Annotated in this window: 8 protein-coding genes; 6 read left to right on the top strand and 2 right to left on the bottom strand. The window is 65.7% G+C overall.

Annotated elements, in window-relative coordinates:
- Positions 1–426: 426 nt before the first annotated feature.
- The 6 genes from QP552_RS16755 to QP552_RS16730 all read left to right on the top strand — a co-directional run bounded on the left by QP552_RS16755 (position 427) and on the right by QP552_RS16730 (position 11,361).
- On the top strand, positions 427–930 hold the full coding sequence (locus tag QP552_RS16755; protein WP_111113666.1) for a CS1 type fimbrial major subunit: 504 nt from the start codon (positions 427–429) through the stop codon (positions 928–930).
- A 52-nt stretch (positions 931–982) separates the two neighbouring features.
- A complete protein-coding gene (locus QP552_RS16750) occupies positions 983–3,703 on the top strand; it encodes a TcfC E-set like domain-containing protein (protein ID WP_286074102.1) in 2,721 nt (906 codons plus the stop codon).
- Positions 3,700–4,833, top strand: a complete 1,134-nt coding sequence (locus tag QP552_RS16745; RefSeq protein WP_286074101.1) for a CfaE/CblD family pilus tip adhesin — start codon at positions 3,700–3,702, stop codon at positions 4,831–4,833. The genes QP552_RS16750 and QP552_RS16745 overlap by 4 nt, the downstream gene beginning before the upstream one ends.
- Before the next feature lie 17 nt (positions 4,834–4,850).
- The gene (locus tag QP552_RS16740; protein WP_286074100.1) at positions 4,851–5,549 is read left to right on the top strand and encodes a pilus assembly protein; all 699 of its coding nucleotides are present in this window, start codon (positions 4,851–4,853) and stop codon (positions 5,547–5,549) included.
- A 67-nt stretch (positions 5,550–5,616) separates the two neighbouring features.
- Positions 5,617–10,542 carry an ESPR-type extended signal peptide-containing protein gene (locus QP552_RS16735; RefSeq protein WP_286074099.1) on the top strand — a complete coding sequence of 1,642 codons (4,926 nt, stop codon included), beginning with the start codon at positions 5,617–5,619 and terminating at the stop codon, positions 10,540–10,542.
- Positions 10,543–10,611: 69 nt separating this feature from the next.
- Positions 10,612–11,361: a hypothetical protein gene (locus tag QP552_RS16730; RefSeq protein WP_286074098.1), complete on the top strand. Its 750-nt coding sequence runs from the start codon at positions 10,612–10,614 to the stop codon at positions 11,359–11,361.
- Positions 11,362–11,484: 123 nt separating this feature from the next.
- On the opposite strand, the gene QP552_RS16725 is transcribed toward QP552_RS16730, so the two are convergent.
- On the bottom strand, positions 11,485–12,129 hold the full coding sequence (locus QP552_RS16725; protein WP_012511978.1) for a hypothetical protein: 645 nt from the start codon (positions 12,127–12,129) through the stop codon (positions 11,485–11,487).
- 269 nt (positions 12,130–12,398) lie between these two features.
- Complete coding sequence (locus QP552_RS16720) at positions 12,399–14,822, bottom strand: penicillin-binding protein 1A (protein WP_345782966.1); 2,424 nt, start codon at positions 14,820–14,822, stop codon at positions 12,399–12,401.
- Positions 14,823–14,922 lie beyond the last annotated feature (100 nt).

Raw genomic sequence — 14,922 nt, 5'->3', positions numbered from 1 at the left:
ATTCCATGCAAGGAGACCTGCCATGAAAATGATTCTGCTCTGGCTGTTGGGCGTGCCGATTCCGCTGCTGATCCTGTACGCAATCTTCTTCTGAGAGTGCATCGTTGAGTGGAACCCGTCAGGCCGCGGCGACGCGGCCTGACGCTTTTTGAGCAGATCCGAAGCACATGACCAGAAGTCCTTTCATCCTGCAATGAAGTTTCTTGCAATCAGCGGATGAGGAAAATTGCATAACCCTCAAACATTGAACGGCCTCTAGGATCCTTCTTAACGTTCAACGTTTTAGGAATGCTTGCATGGTCTGTATCGCACGGGGTTTCTAACATTCTCTCCGTCGCCGGCAACCACCTCTGCAGGCGGCGCCTCCCTTCCGGTCATGCCGGAAGGGAGGCTTTCGATTATTCCCCCTGTCCGAGAGAGACAACCATGCACATGCTCAAGAAGGCCGCGCTGGCTGCAGCGCTGGTCACTGCTTCGCTGTCCGCGAATGCCGCCGAAACCCACATCACCGTCCTGGCCGACGTCGACCCGACGCTGGCCCTGCTGCAGGCCGATGGCAGCCCGCTGCCGGATGCGATCAAGTTGGTCCACAAGCCGGGAGCGGGTCTTGATTCCTGGTCGCAGCAGGTGCGCATCTATTCCAACGACATCGACAAGGACATCGAAGTCCGCCTGATCAACGAACCGGTGCTGATCGGCAATGCGCCGGGTACGCCGTCGGTACCGCTGAAGGTCAGCCTGAACACCCGCGAGCTGGGCCTAGCCGCCACCGATTACCTGGCTGCCGATCTGTTCGACGGTGCGCTGCCGGGTGCGTCGGTGGCCATGCCGCTGGAGATCGCGCAGAAGACCCCGGGTGCCATCACCGTGGCTGACAGCTTCCAGGGCATGGTCAGCATCGCCATGAAGCAGAAGACCACCAGCCCGTAAGTCCCCCCCCGCGCCGGCCCGTGTGTCGGGCCGGCCGCTTCTGGTCGCCCCCATGAAAGCTTCTGCCCCCGCCGTCACCCGGCTGGCGCTCGCGCTCGCCCTGTCGTTGTCCGCACCTCTGGTCGCGGCGCGCGGCGTTCCCGCCGGTTTCGAGGATCTGGTCGAAGGCCAGACCGAGCAGCTGGACGTGCGTCTGTTCGGGCGCTCGACCGGGCTGATGCCCGTGCGCGTCACCCTCGACCACGTGCAGCTGGAAGCGCCTGCGGAGGCGCTGCAGGCGCTGCAGCTGCCGGCCGAGGCACAGGCGGCGCTGCTGCCGGCGTTGTCGCAACCGCTGCCGCGCAACAGCCACCTGGCCTGCCGCTACGGCGGTGCCGCCGCCGGCTGCGGCTATCTCGATCCCCCGGAGGACCCCACCGCCGTGCGCGCACTGTATGACGAGGGCGAGGGCGCGGTGCGCCTGTTCGTCGCCCGCCAATGGATTCCCGGCGAGCCGGCCGCGCAGCGCCACCACCAGGTCAGCACCAACGCCGAGAACGCCTTCCTGCACCAGCAGACGGTCAACCTCAGTGGCGGCCGCGATTACCAGGCGTTGGCCGCGCAGGGTGCGGGCGTACTTGGGGTGTTCGAGCGTGGCCATGTCTCGGCCAACTGGACCTTCAGCCACCAGCGCTACCGCAACCAGCGCACGCGGCACGACTTCCAGCTGGACAACGCCTATTACCGGCACGACATCGGCCCGGAGCACTACCTGCAGGCCGGGCGCATGGACCGCCGCAACCTGTCCAGCCCGCAGGGCGGCACCTTCAGTTTCAGCATGCTGCCGCTGGACCGCTTCCAGGGCCTGCGCATCGGCACCACCCAGGCCTACGTGGACAGCGAAGCGGCCGTGCAGGCGACGCCGCTGACCGTGCTGCTGGCGCGCGATGCCCGCGTCGATGCCTTCGATGGCCAGCGCCTGCTGCAGACCTATTACCTGCAGGCCGGCATCAACCAGATCGATACGCGGCGCTTCCCGTTCGGCAACTACACCGTCACCCTGCGCATCTACGAAGACGGTGTGCTGGTACGCAGCGAAGAAGCGCCCTTCGACAAGGGCGGCGACTGGGCCGACAGCAGCGTGCAGTGGTTCATGCAGGGCGGCCGCCGCAGCGAGCGCCGCAGCGACCAGTTCGATGGCGAGATGGCTGCCATGGCCGGTGTACGCGTGCCGCTGGGCCGCAGCGCCACCGTCACCGCTGGCGTGGCCGACCTGGCGGGCTTCAGCTATGGCGAACTGCGCGTGGACCTGCGCCGGGTGTTCGCCACGCAGGAGATCCGCGCCAGCTTCAGCGGCATGCAGGGCAGTGATGGCAGCCGCGGGCAGCAGCACCAGCTGTCCTACCGCCGTCACGCGTCCTGGAACCTGTACCAGCAGCGCATGCGCGGCAAGGCCTGCGAGTTCCGCGACGATGCCCGCGACCAGCTCGGCTGCGCCGATTCGCTCAGCGCCTCGGTGGCGCTGCCGGTGGCCGGTGGCCATGCCTACCTGGCCTATACCCGGCGCCAGACCTGGCGGCAGGGCGTGGGCATCCCCGGCGATATCGACGATCCGCTGTACGGCCTGGACCCGTTGCTGCCGCCGTGGGCGCCGCGTCCCAGCCGCGAACCGCAGCTCAGCCGTACCTGGCAGGCCAGCTACAACCGCAGTGAACGCTGGGGCGACTTCAGCGCCTCCACGCGCGTGGGCGTGTGGCAGCAGCACAACGACGGCAGCCTACGCAGCAGCCGCGACCGTGGCGTGTTTCTCACCCTTACCCTCACCCGCCTGCAGCAGGGCGAGCGCGGCACCGCGCAGCGCCGCTACGGGCTGGACCTGCGCCAGCCGCAGCACCAGCGCCCGGATGTGACCTACAGCGTGGCGCAGAGCCTGCGCCAGGACCACGACGACCAGTTCCGCGAATTGTCCGCCGAACTGCGCGGCAACAACAGCGACCGCTACAGCGCCACGCTCAGCGGGCAGCTGCAGAACCGCATCGGCCACACCGGCGCCACCGTGTCGCACTACCAGCAGCGCGGGCGCGATGAGCTGGCCTACAGCGCCACCCACAGTTCCGGCGTGGCGCTTGGTTCGCGCGGCCTGTACTGGGGCGGTGGCCTGGGCGCCGATGCAGGCCTGGCCGTGCAGGTGGATGGCACCGACGACCTGGAACTGACCGGCGTGGCCGCCGAACTGCAGGTGGGCGGCCTGCGCCGCCAGCGCCTGAAGCTGGGCGACCGCCGGCTGCTGCCGGTGTCGGCGTATCAGTCGCATCGTGCCGAAGTGCAGGATGCCAGCGCACTGGACAGCATCGCCTCCATCCGCGTGACCGGCGTGGGCGGCGCGCGCCCGCTGTTCCTGCCGCCCGGCAAGCTGCTGCGCATGCCGGTACCGATTGAAGTGACCTACACCTTCATCGGCAATGCGCACGACCTGGCCGGCACGCCGCTGCGCGGTGCCCGCATCCTCAACGCACCGGTGCCGGGCACCGGCAGCAACGGCGGCTTCGTGGCCGACTTCCCGCGCCGCGAAGCGGTGCTGTACCTGCTGCAGGACGACCGCCTGCTGCAATGCCCGCTGCAGGTGCGCGAGCGCCGCCAGGTGGTGCTGCTGGTCGGCGCCGTGCAGTGCGAATCGCTGAACGTGGCGCAGCTGCCAGCGGACATCCGCCAGCAGGCGCGGGTGACGCGGTTGCTGCAGGAAAAGGCGCTGATTGCCAGCAGCCAGCAGGCTGCCGCGGGAGGTGCGCGATGAGCCGGTGGCTGTGGTGGTGGCTGGTGCTGTTCAGTGCGCTGGTGCTGGTGGTGCCGCAGGCGATGGCACAGCGGCCGCCGGAAACGCATCCGACCGATGAGCATCGCGACATTGTGATGACGTGGGATCGGTCTGCGATGCCGGGGGACATCGTGTTGATGCCACCGCGCACGCTGTTGGCGTACGACCATGTGGATCTGGGCAAGCGCTACGGCGAGCTGCATCTGACGTGTGTTTCGGATAGCAGCGCGGAGAGGGGGCGGTGCCCGGTGGAGGGCAATCTTGAAATGACGCCTGGCGAGGGAGAAGTCGCCGTCACTTTCGTAGAGCAGAGATCCAATATGCAAACGGAGTTGAGTGTCTATGGAGGCCTGCAGCGAGCACTCAATGGCAGATCCTGCAATGGAGACTTCTGGCAGGACGGAATCGTTCGGCCATGGTCGGCCTACGCAATCTCGTGTGTATTCGACACTCCAACAGGTTCGGCAGGTCAACTCCATCTTCGCTCTCATGAACTGAAAAAGCTCGTTGCAGGCATCTGGACCGCAACGCTCGAACTCCGCGCGAACACCCCCGACGCCCGCAACCTCGCCACGTACACCTACCGTTTCACGCTCACCATCACCGACTACAACGCGGTCTCCATCTATCTGCCTGAATTCCAGGAAGCCGCCCCCACCGTAGGCCTCAATCTCAGCTACGACCCCATTGCCCGAACCGTGGGTGGCCGTGCGCACCTGGATATGTGTCTGTACGACGGCCTCGGTTCGCAGAGTGAATACCTGGGGGTCACCGTGCGCGACAGCGGCACGCGCCCTCCCGGCCCCACCGGCTATTCGGTCTGGCATACCGACGGTGCCGGCGGTGACAGCCAACGCATGGACTACACCGTCACCCTCGACCACAACGGCGCGCGCATTCCATTGCGCAACGGGGTGGAAGAACAACTGCGCAACATCGATACGGCGCGGCTGCGCCTGGTGATGTTGCCAGGGATGTCGCAGCCGGTGTTCTGCGTACCCACGCCACTCACCCTCGATACCCCACGCGTACCCATCGACGAGAAACGTTCTGGTGCCTACCAGGGCGATCTGAAGGTCGAACTGCGCCTGCCTACCTCCCGCCCGTGAAGTCGATGGAGCCCACTATGCATCCCGCCTTGTCCTGCCTGTTCACCTGCGCGCTGCTGCTTGCAGCCGCACCCGCCCACGCCAACCTCACCGTGCATCCGATGCGTACGTCGGTCGAGGCCCGGAAGGGCGCGCAGATCCGCGTGTACTCGCAATCCACCACGGCGCAGTACGTGCAGGCCACTGTTCGCCGCATCGACGGTCCGGCCAGCACCGACGAGCAGGAAATCGAGATCGAGCCAGCCGACGCTGCCATTGCCATCACCCCGGGCAAGTTCGCCCTGGCCGGTGGCGGCAATCGCCTGATCCGGGTCATCCCGCTGCAGCCGGTGGAGAAGGAGACCGCCTACCGCGTGTACTTCGAAGGTGTGCGCGGTCCTGATGATGCCGAGCCGGACGATCCGGCCACCCGCGCTGCCGTGGGCATGAGCCTGATCTGGGGGGCGCTGGTGAACGTGGTGCCGGCCAACGGGCATGTGGACGTGCGCGTGCAGGGCAACAGCCTGGTCAATACCGGAACCCTGCGCGTGGGCCTGACCAGCGTGGCCGACTGCGATGCGGCCGGCGCCTGCACCGCCCATGACGTCTCACGCAGCCTCTACCCCGGTGCGTCCCTGCAATTGCCCTTTACCCCGAAGCCCGGCCATCGCCTGCAGCTGCGCTATCGGTTGACCCGCGATGGCTATCGCGAACACGTGCAGGCCCTCGCGCTCTGAAGCGCACGTTCCGTCGTGGCAGCGCGCTGCGACGGGCTTCTTTTCCCTTGGTTGTTAAGGAGACACCATGAACAGGATCTATCGTCGTATCTGGTGCACTGCGCGGCAGTGCTGGGTCGTGGCCAGTGAGTTGGCCGCGGCGCGTGGCAAGCGCGCTGCGGGTTCGCGCGCACTGGCCAGCGTGCTGCTGATGCTGCTTGGTACACCCCTGCTGTCTGTTGCATCGGAGCGTGGCAGCGAGAATGAAGATGGCGAGGCGCCACTGGAAATCGTAGGCAATGACCTGGGGGCACCCGCCACCCAGCTTGCCATGCAGGAAGCGATGCGCTCGGCGGCACATGCGGGGTATGAATCCAGGGAAGGTGTAATGGGCCAGATGCCGAGGGCCAATGGATCCACGCTCGGCAGCGGCTATGCCATGTTCAACGAATCCTGTAGCGGGGAACTGGGCGGGACCTATTACCGGTGCACACCGTCATTCGGGAGCGTTGACGATTATGTGCACTCCGTTGTCGCTCCCAGTTCGAGAAATGTGCTGTTTACGGGTGTCGGCATGAATGCAAGTGGAAAGTTCTCCACTGCGTTCGGGCATTCGATCAACATTTATGGAGATTTCAGTACGGTCTTTGGTTATGGTGCCCAATCATGGCAGGGCTACAGCACTGTCATAGGAGCAACCGCGATCGGCGATGGCGTGGGCACCACCGTTCTTGGTAACGACGCGCGCGCCTACTCGGAGAACTCCATTGCAGTAGGTAGTGGTTCCAGAACAGTGAACAGCTCCGGCGGAAACTCGCGTATCGCCATTGGTGGCAATGCGTTTGCCGGAACCGCGGGGTACACTGGGGCAGTAGCGTTGGGTGGCGCTGCTCGTGCAGAGTACGACGGCATCGCACTTGGCTACGAAGCCAAAGCGCGTCGTACCGGGAGTGTTGCGCTCGGGGCGCATTCAGATGCCAACGAGAACAATTCGGTTTCAGTTGGCAATTCAAGTCTGAAGCGCCGGATCATTAATGTGGCAGACGCTCGTCTGTCCACCACCAGTACCGATGCGGTAACTGGCCAGCAGCTCTACGCGACCAACCAGAACGTCACCACCGCGACCAATACGGCCAATGCCGCGAAGACCGCTGCCGACCAGGCACTGGTCAATACGCGACTGGTCACCCAGACCTCGGCCAGCAGTGCCGTACGCGTGGGCGGTGACAACACCGGCACCCAACTGGACATCCGCAACAAGTCCAGCGCCAACCGCAAGCTGACCGGGGTAGCCGACGCCACCCTCAGCACCGCCAGCACCGAAGCGGTAACCGGCAAGCAGCTGCATGCCACCAACACTGCAGTGACCACGGCGCAGACCACGGCAACGGCAGCGAAGAGCGCGGCGGACACTGTTGCGGCGCGCGTGGATGCGCAGGCGCTGGCGCTCGGCCGTTCGGCTGTGGCCGGTGGCAGCGGCACCTCCGCGAGCGTCGCGTTGGGCAACACATCGATTGCGCATGATCGCGACAGCGTGGCATTGGGCCCGAAAGCGCGTGCCGGTGTGGGTGCCGACGGGGAGAATAGTGGAGGGGTAGGTGCCACATCCGTTGGATCAGGAGCCTGGAGCGCCAACGCAGCAACCGCAATCGGCTATCGTGCCAAGGCGGTAGGCGGTCGTTCCGTGGCGATTGGGTTGGATGCAATGGCATCTGATTCCTACGGCGTAGCATTGGGCAACGAGGCGTCATCTACACATAGTGGCAGCGTTGCGTTGGGCTTCCGCTCGCAGACCACTGGCATGAATCAGATTTCCGTGGGAAATGAAACGCTCAAGCGGAAGATCGTCAATGTCAACGATGGCACGCTCAGCGCAACCAGCAGCGATGCCGTTACCGGCAAGCAGCTGCACGCGACAAACACCACACTGACCAGCGTGAGTAGCACCGCTACCGCGGCCAAGGCGGCCGCCGACAATGCCCTTGGTCAGGTGACCACCGTGGCCGGTCTGGTCGGGCAGGTATCGGCCAGCGGCAATGTGCGCCTGGGTGCGCAGAACACCGGCACCGTGCTGGATGTAGCCAACAAGAATGGTGCTGCCCGCCGCATCAGCAACGTGGCCAATGCCACGCTCAGTGCATCCAGCACCGATGCCGTGACTGGCCAGCAGCTGCATGCCACCAACACGGCGGTGACCACCGCACAGTCCACGGCAACTGCCGCGAAGACGGCGGCCGACAGCGCCATCAGCCAGGTGGGTACCGTGGCCGGTCTGATCGGGCAGGTGTCGGCCAGCGGCCAGGTTCGCCTGGGGGCCGAGAACACCGGCACCGTACTGGACGTGTCCAACAAGAACGGCGCGCGCCGCCGCATCCAGAACATCGCCAACGGGATCCTGGGCGCATCGAGCACCGATGCAGTAACCGGTCAGCAGCTGTTTGCCACCAACGAGCGCGTGGGCGCAGCCGAGGCGCGGAACGAGGCCCAGGATCTGCAGTTGGTGGATCATGCTGATCGTCTGGCTGACCATCGCGTGGATCTGGACCGCCTGCGCGCCGACTTCGATGGCTTCGAACCGGATCTGGAAGGCGTGGTGAAGTTCAATGCTGACCGGACCCTGGTTGACCTCGAAGGTGCCGTGGTGAAGGGTGTTGGTTCGGGGGATATCAGCTCGGCTGCCAGTACGGATGCGGTGAATGGTGGGCAGTTGTTTGCCACCAATGCCCGGATTGAGCAGATGGAGCAGGGCAGTCGCTTCCTGCAGGTTGGCTACGACGAGTTCAGCGAGGATGCGTCTGCCGGGTGGTTGGGTGTCGCCATTGGTGATTCCGCAGAGTCGTCACCGACAGGTGAAGGTGGCACAGCTGTGGGCAGTTTCTCGAAGGCGCTTGGAAGAAACTCTGTTGCGTTGGGTCGTGGGGCTCTCGTTGGAGAATTTGCGATTGAAGGATTCGCGCTGGGCGCAAGCTCAAGGGTGACCGAAAGTGGAGGGGTGGCGCTGGGTGCCCGTTCTGTTGTCACAGACGGAGCACGGAACAGCGTTGCACTGGGCTATGCTTCAGTAGCAGACGAGGCGGATACAGTTTCTGTTGGTAGCGAAGATTATGTTCGCCGAATCGTGAATGTTGGTCGTGGCTATGCCGACAACGATGTTTTGACAGTTAGTCAGTTGAGGGAATCGCTCGCCACCCTCGGCGGCGGTGCCAGCCTCGACGCCAGCGGCAACATCATCGCGCCCACCTATGCGATTCAGGGAGGCAACCACAACACCGTCGGCGATGCGCTGACCGCGCTGGATGGCGCGGTGGTCGTGACCGATGCACGGGTCGGCTCGCTGGAAGGCAAGCTGCGCTCGGTATTCCAGGACACCGGGATCCGCGCTGATGGTTTGAACCAACTCACGCTGTCCGGCGCACAGGGGGCGGTGCTGACCAATCTGGCTGATGGTCGAATCTCGGCCGGCAGTCGCGATGCGGTGACGGGTAGCCAGTTGCACGATGCCAAGCAGGAGATCGCCCGCAATCGCAGCGATCTGGATGCGCTGCGCGACTCTCAGGTGACGGGTAGCGATCTTGCGCGCTTGTCTGTGGCTGAGACGGGGAGCGTAATTGACTTCGGCGGCGCGACACTGACTGGTGTGGCGGATGGCGAGCTGTCCGCAGGGAGCAAGGATGTTGTGAATGGCCGGCAGCTGTACGCCACAAACCAGCGCATGGATGGCCTTGAGCAGGGAAGCCGCTTCATGAAGGTCGGCTACGACGACCTGAGCATTGATGCATCGGCGGGCTGGCTGGGTGTGGCGATCGGCGATTCCGCCGAATCTTCTCCGACTGGCGAAGGTGGCACTGCCGTGGGGAGCTTCTCGAAAGCTCTGGGAACGAACTCTGTGGCGCTTGGACGTGCTTCGTGGGTGGTGGAGGGCGCCACGGAGGGTTTTGCGTTGGGTTCAAGCTCGCATGTTCAGGCCGCCGGGGGCATCGGACTCGGCGCCCGATCCGTCGTGCACGCAAACGCAACCAACAGCGTTGCGCTCGGCTACAACTCATATGCAGATGCCGCGGATACGATCTCCATCGGCCGTTCGGGCTACGAGCGGCGCATCGTCAATCTTGCGCGCGGCAGGGGCAGCAACGATGCTGTAAATGTCGCCCAGCTCAACGCCACCCTCGCCACCCTCGGCGGCGGTGCTCACATCGACAGCAATGGCAACATCATCGGCCCGCACTTCACTGTCCAGGGCCAGCAGCAGTCCACCCTCAACGATGCCCTGCAGTCGCTCGATGGTGCTGTCACCACCCAGGGCTCGCGCGTGGACAAGGTGGAAACCCAGCTCCGCTCCGTCTTCCAGGACACCACCACCCGCAGCGACGGCCTGAACCAGCTCACCTTGGCCGGTGCGCAGGGCATGGTCATCTCCAACGTGGCCAACGGCCTGGTCGCTGCCGGCAGCCGCGATGCGGTCAACGGCGGCCAGCTGCACGACGTGCAGCAGCAGCTCAACGGCCGCATGGACGGGCTGGAACAGCGCATCGACGGCCAGTCGCAGGCGCGTGTTGCCGCCAACGCCACCGGAGCCCCCGAGGCCCCCACGCCGCCGGCCGAAACGCCGACCGTGGCTGATACCGGCAAGGCCCCCAACGCCACGCCGGAAACCCCGAAGGAGCCGACCCCGCAGGTTGATACCGCCGATCTGGAAAAGATGCTGGCCCGCGCCAACGAGTACAGCGATGGCATCTCGCGCGAGGTGGATCGTCGCCTGGACAAGATGGACAAGCGCTTCAACCGCATGGCGGCGATGAGCAGCGCGCAGAGTGCGATGGCCATGAACACCGCCGGCCTGAACACCTACAACCGCCTGGGTGCGGGCGTGGGCTACAGCGATGGCGAGTCGGCCATGGCGGTGGGCTACCAGCGCGTGCTCAACGAAAAGGGCTCAGCCACCTTCAGCCTCAACGGCGCGTTCACCAACAGTGGCGAACGTACCGTGGGCGTGGGCGTGGGCATCGGCTGGTAACGCATGACGCCCCGGCGTGGTGCGCGTAACGAGCCCCGCCGCGCCGGGGCACTGGCCGAGGAGATGGCAATGTACGGTTGGGTCCGTCGATTCATGAGCTACCGCAGCTTCTATTTGTGGCGTGCGCGGTACTACTACTACACCCGGCACCTGGATGGCTGGATGCTGGCCAGCCTGCTGTGCCTGTCCGGTGTGGTCATGCTGCTCTGGTACTACTGGCGGTTCACCAATGTGCCTCCGCCGCGCATACACCCGCAGGCGGCCGCGCTGCGGGTGGAGGGCATCGGCAAGGAGGCGATTCACCGCATCGTGCTGGTGCGTCATGGCAACAACACGCCCGGGCAACCGTACGTCACCGCGGAGGACATCCGTGCCAGCACGCGGCGAACCATGCGGGTACGGCAGGCGATGGAAAGCGAAGTGGCGTGGCGGTTGAAGGCCAACCTGCTGGCGGATATTGCCGATTACATCGAGGCCACGGGCGGCTGTGCGCCCTATCGCTGCACGCGTGTGGTGGACCGCATTGCCTCGCTGCGTGAGGCGGCCGAGGAAAACGCCGGCATCAACCGCGCGCTGCAGACCATTCTGGATGGGCCCCACGATCTGGTGCCGAGCCTGGAAAGCAGCGATCGCCAGCGGGTGAAGAGCGGCTGGTCTGATTCGTTCAGCGACATCTACCATCAGGCCTGGTTGTTGAATGACCTGCAGACCATGCATGCGCGGATGATGGAGGAGTATCCGAAGCGTGCCGCCGCACCATGGCTGGCCGAGTGGATGAGTGACCCCGAGCCGTCGCGTGGCACCGGATTGCCACTGTAGCCATGCTCGGCTGATCTTCGGCCAGGCATCTGCAAAACCTGAAGCAGAGTGCGGACCCACGGTCCGCACCCACCCAGGGCAGGTGCCGCTGCGCTCGCCGGCCATGGGCCGGCGCTACCGTCGTCATCCGCCGATGTACGCGGTGATCTCCGCTTCCGCCAGCACCTGCCGCAACTGCGCAACAGACGCGCGCCGCATCGGCTTCTCATCCACCGGCGACAACGGTGCCTGACGCAGGGCGTCGTACGGCAGCACGGCCAGGTCGAAGGTCAGTTCCTCGGCACTGAACACCCACACCGGCACGTCCAGGCAGCGTTCGCGGTCCATGCGCAGGCGGCGCGTCCGTGATTCGGCGGGGATGCCGTGCTCGTCCAGGAAGCGATGCACAGCCTCCGGGTCGTCGCTGTGCAGGTGCAGCTGCACGGGGCTGTTGGCATCGGCGGTGCCATCCAGCACCGGGCCGGCCAGCCGTGGCGCGAAGCCATGCAGGAACTCCAGCGCACGCATTGCGGCTTCGCGACGACGCTGCAGTTCGTTGCCGTGCTGGGGCCCGGAGAACAGCCGCTGGTACTCGCGCAGGGCGTCTTCGATCTCGGTATTGCGGGGCAGGGAGGCATCGTCGTGGATGCCGAGCCTGCTGGCGGCCTTCAACTTGGCCTGGTGGTAGTCGCGGATGCCGCCTTCGGCCATCAGGCGGGCGGCTTCGTGGGCGAGGCGGTGGCGCCGCTCGCGGGTCTGGCTGGCAGCATGCTGACGGGCGCGATGCATGCGATGACTCCCTGTTGCGACCTGGCTACAGACTAGCGCACGGATGTGACATCTGCGTGGGTATGGCGATGTTGCTGCTCTGGTGGGTGCCGACCTTGGTCGGCACGGGGCGCCAACCAAGGTTGGCCGCTACCACGGCAAAAGGGTGCCGTTGATCCTGTAGAGCCGAGCCCATGCTCGGCTGCTCTATCGCGGGCCCCCGGAGCCGAGCATGGGCTCGGCTCTACAGAGGCGGTGCCAACCAAGGTCGGCACCTACCTGACCCTTCCTCAGAAGATATCGAACGCGGCGGCGTCGGCCTGCGGCGTATTGAGGTTCAGGTCGTAGTCGGTCAGGCGGTCCATGTCTTCCACCTTCACCCACTCGGTCGCGCCGTTGAGGGTGGCCTGGACCATGCCGCTCGGCGGGTCGTTCTGCGCGATCGGGGTGTCCTTCAGCGCGGTGCGCATGTAGTCGATCCAGATCGGCAGGGCGGCCTTGCCACCGTATTCGCGGTAACCCAGCGAGCGGAAGTCGTCGCGGCCCACCCACACGGTGGTCACGTACGGGCCGCCGAAGCCGGAGAACCAGGCGTCGCGGTGGTCGTTGGTGGAACCGGTCTTGCCACCCACGTCCTCGCGGCCAAGTACCTTGGCCTGCACGCCGGTACCGCGCTGGACCACGTCGCGCATCATCGACACCAGCTGGTAGGCGGTGCGGGCGTCGATCGCGCGCGGGGCGGTGCGGGCATCCGGGTTGACCGGGGCCGCCGGGGTCTCGGTCTTGGCTTCGGCCTTGGCCGCGGCGGCAGGGTCCACCTTCGGGGCCGGGGCGCCGAAGTTGAAGCCGTCCACCACCTGGTTGACCGGCTGGTCGCTGCTGCCGGCACAGTCGCGGCAGGCCAGCGCCGGGTTTTCCTTGAATACCAGGTTGCCGTCGCGGTCGTTCACCTGGTCGATCAGCCAGGTGTCCACGCGCGAGCCGCCGTTGGCGAACACGGCGTAGCCACGGGCCACCGACAGCGGGGTGAGCGAGGCGGTACCCAGCGACATCGACAGGTTCGGCGGCAGCTCGGATTCGGCAAAACCAAACTCGCTGATGTACTTGCGTGCGTAGTCCACGCCCATGCCGTCGAGCAGGCGAACCGAGACCAGGTTGCGCGACTGCACCAGCGCTTCACGCAGGCGCATCGGGCCGCGGAAGCCGCCGCCATCGTTCTGCGGGGCCCAGGTCTTGCCGCGGCGGTCGCGGAACACGACCGGGGCGTCGAGCACGATCGAGGCCGGGTTGTAGCCCTTGTCGAAGGCGGCCGCGTAGACAAACGGCTTGAAGCTCGAACCCGGCTGGCGACGGGCCTGGGTGGCGCGGTTGAACTTGTTGCCGGAGAAGCTGAAGCCACCGACCAGCGCCTTCAGCGCGCCGTTATGGGCATCCAGCGAGACCAGCGCGGACTGGCCGCGCGGAATCTGGTCCAGCAGCCACTCGCCCTCCTTTGCACCGGCACGCACGCGCACGATGTCACCGCGCTGCACCAGCTTGCCCGGGGTCTTGTTGGTCCACTTGGCGGCACCGGCCGGCAGCACGATCTCGCTGCGGTTGGCCAGCACCACGGTGGCGCTGCCATCGGCGCCGGTGCTGGCGACGATCGCCGGCAGCAGGCCGGCCTGGCCGAACATGCCGCGCAGGTGCTCGGCCAGGGCGGCGGCGTCTTCACCGGCACCGACCTGGACCTGCTTCTCCACGCCGTGCCAGCCATGACGGTGGTCGTACAGCAGCAGGCCGTCGCGCACCGACTGGTTGGCGGCGGTCTGCAGGGTGGAGTCGATGGTGGTGGTGACGTGGTAACCCTTGTTGACCACATCACCGCCGAAGCGGGCGATCATTTCCTGGCGCACCAGCTCGGCCACGTACGGGGCGTCGACCTGCACCGGCGGCTCATGCGCGGTGGCGTGCATCGGCACGGCCTTGGCCGCGTCGGCCTCGGCCTGGCTGACGAACTTCAGGTCGGCCATGCGCTGCAGCACATAGTTGTCGCGGCGCTGGCGGGCACGTTCCGGGTTGGAGATCGGATTGCCCGAGGAGGGGAACTTGGGGATGCCGGCCAGCGAAGCCATCTCGTCCAGGTCCAGCTCGTTCAGCTTCTTGCCGTAGTAGAACTCGGCCGCGGCGGCCACGCCGTAGGCACGGTTGCCGAAGAAGCTCTTGTTCAGGTACAGCTCGAAGATCTCGTCCTTGCTCAGCTCGGACTCGATCTTCCGCGCCAGCAGGATCTCGGCCAGCTTGCGGGTGTAGCTGTACTCGGAGCTGAGGAAGAACTGGCGGGCCACCTGCTGGGTGATGGTGGAGCCACCCGGCACGCGCTTGTCGTTGGTGGTGGCCAGCAGCCACACCGCACGGCCGATGCCCATGTAGTCCACGCCGCCATGCTCGTAGAAGCGGGCATCCTCGGTGGCCAGGAACGCCTGCTTCAGCTTTTCCGGCACGTCCTTCATGGTGATCGGGGTGCGCCGGGTCTCGCCGAACACCGCCATCAGCTTGCCGTCGGCAGCATAGACGTACATCGGCTCCTGCATTTCCACGTCGCGCAGGGTCTGCACGTCGGGAAGCTTGGAGGACACAGCGTAGTACAGACCGCCCACGGCGGCCGCGCCGATCAGCGCCAGGACCAGGACAATCAGGAAGATCCAGCGCAGCCAGCGGCGGAGTCGAGTCATCGGGTTCAGATTCCGATTGCGAATTTCGTGGTCGCAGAGTATAGATTACGCAAGGTGGCGGCTGGGGTCGGCACCGGGGAGCGCAAGGGGAACAGTCAGG

Origin of the sequence: Stenotrophomonas sp. 59 (genome assembly GCF_030291095.1) — a bacterium.
GTDB lineage: Bacteria > Pseudomonadota > Gammaproteobacteria > Xanthomonadales > Xanthomonadaceae > Stenotrophomonas > Stenotrophomonas maltophilia_Q.
The sequence above is the reverse complement of the archived record's forward strand: the minus strand, read 5'-3'. Positions and strand labels throughout refer to the sequence as shown.

Excerpts from the sequence above, each read along its gene's own strand:
- QP552_RS16740 (WP_286074100.1), top strand. The coding sequence starts at position 4,851 with ATGCATCCCGCCTTGTCCTGCCTGTTCACCTGCGCGCTGCTGCTTGCA.
- QP552_RS16720 (WP_345782966.1), bottom strand. The coding sequence starts at position 14,822 with ATGACTCGACTCCGCCGCTGGCTGCGCTGGATCTTCCTGATTGTCCTG.
- QP552_RS16735 (WP_286074099.1), top strand. The coding sequence starts at position 5,617 with ATGAACAGGATCTATCGTCGTATCTGGTGCACTGCGCGGCAGTGCTGG.
- QP552_RS16730 (WP_286074098.1), top strand. The coding sequence starts at position 10,612 with ATGTACGGTTGGGTCCGTCGATTCATGAGCTACCGCAGCTTCTATTTG.
- QP552_RS16725 (WP_012511978.1), bottom strand. The coding sequence starts at position 12,129 with ATGCATCGCGCCCGTCAGCATGCTGCCAGCCAGACCCGCGAGCGGCGC.
- QP552_RS16750 (WP_286074102.1), top strand. The coding sequence starts at position 983 with ATGAAAGCTTCTGCCCCCGCCGTCACCCGGCTGGCGCTCGCGCTCGCC.
- QP552_RS16755 (WP_111113666.1), top strand. The coding sequence starts at position 427 with ATGCACATGCTCAAGAAGGCCGCGCTGGCTGCAGCGCTGGTCACTGCT.
- QP552_RS16745 (WP_286074101.1), top strand. The coding sequence starts at position 3,700 with ATGAGCCGGTGGCTGTGGTGGTGGCTGGTGCTGTTCAGTGCGCTGGTG.